The organism is Planktotalea frisia (genome assembly GCF_001890925.1).
Classification (GTDB): Bacteria; Pseudomonadota; Alphaproteobacteria; order Rhodobacterales; family Rhodobacteraceae; genus Planktotalea; species Planktotalea frisia.
Genome location: NZ_MLCB01000066.1, coordinates 1 through 5,147, shown reverse-complemented (window position 1 = coordinate 5,147; position 5,147 = coordinate 1). Strand labels below are relative to the sequence as shown.

The window sequence follows — 5,147 nt, the reverse complement described above, 5'->3', positions numbered from 1 at the left end:
ACAGATTGAATCAGCAGAGACTGTTACGATCAAGGAATAGTTTTTCAACACAATCAGCCCAAAGCGGAAGTAGCAAATTCGTGCTGCGTGCGCGCGCGACGTGCGAAATGCTGTAGGAGCGTAAAATCCGGTACCGCCGCGCAGCGTAAGAACCGGACATTCAGACAGACAGCTGCCAAGATCTTTTGGAATGCCAATCACATCGTGATGAAACGATCGGTGCCGCGATTGCAGGAGGTGTCTTTGGTGGTCTGCGCGGCGAATGCCGGGTCTGAGTTGGATGAAAGCCATACATCTTGGACAATTCTGCAAGCGTCATCCCCTCGCGAATTGCCTCAAGAGCTACCTAAGCTTTGAATGCAAGCGAATGGGTTTTTCGGATTTTCATTCTAGATCAGTTCTTTAGTCATGTGATCCACCTTAACGACTGGTCCAAAAATTCGCGACCACCTCTGAAAAACAGCAACATGACAGACAGAAAGCTAGTTTTTTACTCACCCAGTAGGTTCTCCAGATACCATTCACCCTCGTTCGTCAGCGTCAATTCATCAGCGTTGTTAAGCTGTCGGACGCTGATTAACCCGTATCTCACGAGCTCATCGATCGCCCAAACATCAACTTCATCAACAGCGTAAAGGGTCAAAACCTTCCCATATTCCTCTGCAACAGCTTTCAAAATCCGAAGCGCGTCCACATCCAATTCATCCATCCTACACTCCTCTAGAATGAGTTATTGCCCCAAATAACGTTTGGAGGCGTTATCTTCAAAATAGCCCCGGTCAAAAACCAACATTTGTGTCACTGGCGCAAAGGACCTTTTTGACCAGTAGGTTTGCATTGAGTATGTGACCAAGCCCCCTCTTGTGATTATCGAAATGCTGGACCGTGGGCCCAGACAGTCAATGAATGGCGAGTGCCCTTGGTCACGGGCGTCACTTGATGCAAATGAAAGCTTGGAAAGATGGTGACGCAACCCTGTGCACGGCTGGCCCCAACGATATGCGCACCGGGCATCACTTCCAGGTCGCCACCGTCATAGGTTCCGGGTTTGCTGAGTTGGGCGACCAAAGTTAGCTTGCGTTTGCGCGCAACTGGCCCATCTCCAATGTCAGAATGCCATTTGAAATGCCCGCCCTCCGTCGCTTCATAGGTTGCGATTTGCGGGCTTTCTGCAAATTCTCGCAGATCAAAATCAAACCGATCTCTATTTGACTTTCGGACGACGTCGATAAGCCTGTCCATGACCCATCCCATGCCGTCGACTTCATCCAGCCACACCAAGTCAGAGCGGCGTAGATTGTGATCGCGGTTTTGACCGACAAGCAACGCTTCTTGCGCAGGGGCCGCATTCGTTGCGATGACAATCGCATCACATTCTTTGGGTGTGAACCCGCCTTCGATTGAGTGAACGCCCATCATTTTGGCCACCATTTGCCGTTGTCTTGGGTAGCTTCGACAGGATTCCTGTAAAGCGCTGTCACGTTTTCGACCAAAAAGGCAAAATACGACTACATTCAACGACGTCTGTTCGGTGCCTCGGCATACTGTAGGAAAGAGGGTTTTGCGCAAAAACGACATTGGGTCGCAACTGGAAATGCACAGCCACACGAAACCTGTGATTTACGGAATTATCCAGATGAGTAGTCCTGATGCACGAACGTCGAATCCCAGAATGGCTTCGCCATGCACCTGCGCCTAGCGTTCGCGGTTTCGCCGTTTTAGCGGGAACTGAAGCGATAGCCAGAGGCATATTGATTTCGGTGTTTCCTCTTATAATTTACCGGGCCCTGCAAGATGTAGGCGTCGTGTCCAAAGTTTACTTCTTCATTGGTTTGAGCTCTCTGATGATTGGCTTACTGGTTCCGTATCTTATCCGCTATGTACCGCGACGGTGGGTCTACGCTGCTGGTACAATAATGTTTGCAATCGGAGCGCTACTAGCGTGCTTTGAAGCCCCTTTTGCAGTTGTTGTGGGGCTTTCGTTCACGACCTTTGCTACAGTTACAACCTTTGTATGTTTCAACGCGTATGTGCTTGATTATGTATCAAAAATAGAGCTGGGAAAGCTCGAAACATCGCGGCTTTTTTACAGTGCGTTGGGATGGACGGTTGGCCCTGTGTTGGGTGTGTTTCTATTTGGTTGGTGGCGGCCAGCACCATTCTTAATCGCAGCCATCGCCGCGTTGACGATGCTTCTTGTCTTTCTCGTAATGCGTCTTGGAGATGGGAAGTTGATCACCAAAAGCCGGGCAGCGCCCGCTAATCCCTTCGCTTACTTTCGAAGATTTGCGGAACAACCACGTCTGATTACAGGTTGGACCTTCGCTGTGATCCGATCATGCGGGTGGTGGGTCTATGTCGTCTATCTTCCGATTTATGCCCTCGAAAACGGATTGGGCGAACAGTTGGGCGGGATCGCACTTTCGATTTCAAATGGCGCACTTTTCCTTACACCTTTGATGTTCCTTGTCATACAGCGCAGGTCCGTCAAGAAGGCCGTGAGAGTCGGGTTCTTGATCTCCGGAGTTTTGTTCCTAGTGGCTGGCGCGCTACATGGCACTCCGCCGATTGCCGTTGTTTGCTTGATGGCTGGTTCCTTTTTTCTGATCTTGTTGGACGTGTGCGCCGGTCTGCCTTTCTTGCTTGCCGTCAAGCCATCAGAGCGTACAGAAATGTCCGCAATATATTCCAGCTTCCGAGATGTGTCGGGTATCCTGACGCCTGGTGCCGCTTGGCTGGTCTTACTGGTTTCGCCGATCTCTGGCGTCTTCGTTGCAGGTGGTGCAGGGCTGCTGATGGCTTGGGTTTTAGCGAATAAGCTGCACCCAAGGCTTGGACAGGCGCGCATCTCTGTCGAAGGCCCTACAAAATTGTATCCCAGTGATCCTAAGCGACACGCCACGGGATGAGATATTGCGCAAGTTTGATCCCCCAAACGATGACATCAAGGACCGCTTTCTCTCTGCGGTTCGCATGCGTTACCGGTCTGTCCGCTAGTGCGGTCTTGATCAATCCGCAATGAAACACTCATAAGAAGGACGAGTGGTTACCCTTCGCCTTCCAGTTTTTTTCGCGCCAGTTTGCGGGCACGGCGGATTGCTTCGCCCTTTTCCCGCGCCTTTTTCTCTGACGGTTTTTCGAAATGTTGCTTCAGTTTCATTTCTTGGAATACGCCTTCGCGCTGTAGCTTTTTCTTCAAAACCCGAAGAGCTTGATCGACATTGTTGTCGCGAACACTAACCTGCATTTGGTTTTCATTACCTTTATGGACTGTCCTGGATCAGGTTTGCGAGAACCCGCACCTTGTCAAGATAATTTTGGTTTATGAAACTGCGCCTCGCAACAACGACATTCCGCAAACCTCGCTGTTTTCAATCGCTCAATAGTTTTTTCTGCAACATCTACCCACTAGGCTCTAGAGCGCGCCTAAAGCCTGTTTTCAAAGAACTCAGCCGAGAGCCCATTTCGACGGATGCTGCGTGTCGCACGAACGTCGACTATCACATTAGAGCGTCAACAAACTTCAACAACTAGATCGCCTCGCCTTAGACTTGAATCACCAATACCCTGCCACGGCTGCGTCGCTCTCGGGACATTGGCGGTACATGTTGATTCAATGAAAAGGCGAGATGCTTTAATTGGGATTTGAACGGGGTTTTCGACAACGTCAATTAGGGAGGTTTATATCTGTACCAAAAAAGAGGGATCTGGGCACGTTCGGAAAAGCCGCGGTGCGGACACACCCAACGTTGCATCCCAACTTCATTCAAGTAGCATAAGAAGAAAGATAATATCGTGAAACAGTTTGAAACAATGGCAGAGCGACAAGGCGGCAATAAAGCAACAACCCCGTCCGGAAAACCGAGAGCAGCGTCTCTGGCCCTTCAATTTCCGGGTGCCTCCGGTCGGCTGAACAGTATTACAGACGTTCAGGGGGTTTCTGTAGGATACACGACAATCGTTGAAGGAGTTGGGCAACTCGTGGTCGGCGAAGGGCCGATCAGGACAGGGGTAACGGCCATTCTGCCACGGCCTTTGGATCAGTTGTGCGCACCTGTCATGGCGGGTTTGTTTAGCCTGAATGGGAATGGAGAGCTAACGGGGTCCCACTATATTGAAGAGGTTGGGAAATTCTCGCTGCCAATTACCATCACGAATACTCACTCTTGCGGGATGGCAAGGGACGCAACAATTCGATGGGCCGCCAAGCGGTTCCCTGAACACTTTTCCGACGACTTTGCTCTGCCTGTTGCTGCTGAAACTTACGATGGCTTTCTAAATGACATAAATGGCTTTCACGTCACGCAAGAACACGTCAGCGAAGCGATCAACAATGCTGTCTCAGGCTCCATCGAAGAAGGTAGCGTTGGCGGAGGGACAGGTATGAAGTGTTTCGGCTTCAAGGCCGGTTCTGGCACCGCCTCACGCATCGTAGACTTTGACGAAATGGACTACACTGTAGGAACTTTCGTGCAAGCAAACTTTGGCAGCAGGAAAGACCTGCGGATTTTGGGGCACTCTATTGGTCAAAGACTGACAGACCCAAAGGTGGTTCAGAATTCTCCTGATCCGGACCTGAGTTCAATTATTGTTGTCATTGCAACTGATGCCCCGCTCTTGCCTCATCAGCTAAAGAGATTGGCGCGCCGCGCAACACTAGGCGTGGGCAATACAGGCGGCTTTGCGCGCCACGGATCCGGCGATATATTCATTGCATTCTCAACGGCGAATGGCGTTTCAAATTCCTATGCGTCCAAAAGGTTGCTCAACTTGACAATGATACCCGATGAACACCTGGACCCGTTTTTTGAGGCAGTGGTGCAATCAACAGAAGAAGCCATACTCAACAGCTTGATTGCCAACAGCGACATGGTGGGCCGCGACGAAAACTTCGTTCCTTCCATCCCTCATTCGGAAATTCGGAAGTTGGCGGAATCCGCACGCTAGCGCATCTGATTGACTTACGTGATTTTGGGCTCGTTGCGGATTTAGCTGCATCCGCACCTACACACCCAAAAACCACCGATATCCACCGTATGTTGAACGGTTCACAAAACCGGACATTAATGCATGTGCAGCGAGGGTCGCCTTCGTTTAAGGTTTTTCGATGCGGGCCTGAGCGTGATTTCTCCTCTTGGTGCGACGGT

6 protein-coding genes are annotated in these 5,147 nt (G+C 50.6%); 2 read left to right on the top strand and 4 right to left on the bottom strand.

The window, feature by feature from the left end:
- From PFRI_RS21490 to PFRI_RS03895, 3 genes are all read right to left on the bottom strand, one after another.
- A partial coding sequence (locus PFRI_RS21490; protein ID WP_217653407.1) for a hypothetical protein occupies positions 1–201 on the bottom strand: 201 nt, incomplete at its 3' end.
- 289 nt (positions 202–490) lie between these two features.
- On the bottom strand, positions 491–709 hold the full coding sequence (locus tag PFRI_RS03900; RefSeq protein ID WP_072629434.1) for a hypothetical protein: 219 nt from the start codon (positions 707–709) through the stop codon (positions 491–493).
- 158 nt (positions 710–867) lie between these two features.
- On the bottom strand, positions 868–1,419 hold the full coding sequence (locus tag PFRI_RS03895; RefSeq protein WP_072629436.1) for a 2OG-Fe(II) oxygenase: 552 nt from the start codon (positions 1,417–1,419) through the stop codon (positions 868–870).
- A gap of 230 nt (positions 1,420–1,649) precedes the next feature.
- On the opposite strand from PFRI_RS03895, the gene PFRI_RS03890 reads away from it, so the two are divergent.
- Positions 1,650–2,909, top strand: coding sequence for an MFS transporter (locus PFRI_RS03890; protein WP_072629433.1), 1,260 nt, complete (start codon positions 1,650–1,652; stop codon positions 2,907–2,909).
- A 137-nt stretch (positions 2,910–3,046) separates the two neighbouring features.
- On the opposite strand, the gene rpsU is transcribed toward PFRI_RS03890, so the two are convergent.
- On the bottom strand, positions 3,047–3,247 hold the full coding sequence (gene rpsU / locus PFRI_RS03885) for a 30S ribosomal protein S21 (RefSeq protein ID WP_072629432.1): 201 nt from the start codon (positions 3,245–3,247) through the stop codon (positions 3,047–3,049).
- A gap of 548 nt (positions 3,248–3,795) precedes the next feature.
- On the opposite strand from rpsU, the gene PFRI_RS03880 reads away from it, so the two are divergent.
- The gene (locus PFRI_RS03880; protein ID WP_211317828.1) at positions 3,796–4,947 is read left to right on the top strand and encodes a DmpA family aminopeptidase; all 1,152 of its coding nucleotides are present in this window, start codon (positions 3,796–3,798) and stop codon (positions 4,945–4,947) included.
- Positions 4,948–5,147: the final 200 nt, after the last annotated feature.

Coding starts and splice junctions, on each gene's coding strand:
- PFRI_RS03900 (WP_072629434.1), bottom strand. CDS start 709: ATGGATGAATTGGATGTGGACGCGCTTCGGATTTTGAAAGCTGTTGCA.
- PFRI_RS03895 (WP_072629436.1), bottom strand. CDS start 1,419: ATGATGGGCGTTCACTCAATCGAAGGCGGGTTCACACCCAAAGAATGT.
- PFRI_RS03890 (WP_072629433.1), top strand. CDS start 1,650: ATGCACGAACGTCGAATCCCAGAATGGCTTCGCCATGCACCTGCGCCT.
- rpsU (WP_072629432.1), bottom strand. CDS start 3,247: ATGCAGGTTAGTGTTCGCGACAACAATGTCGATCAAGCTCTTCGGGTT.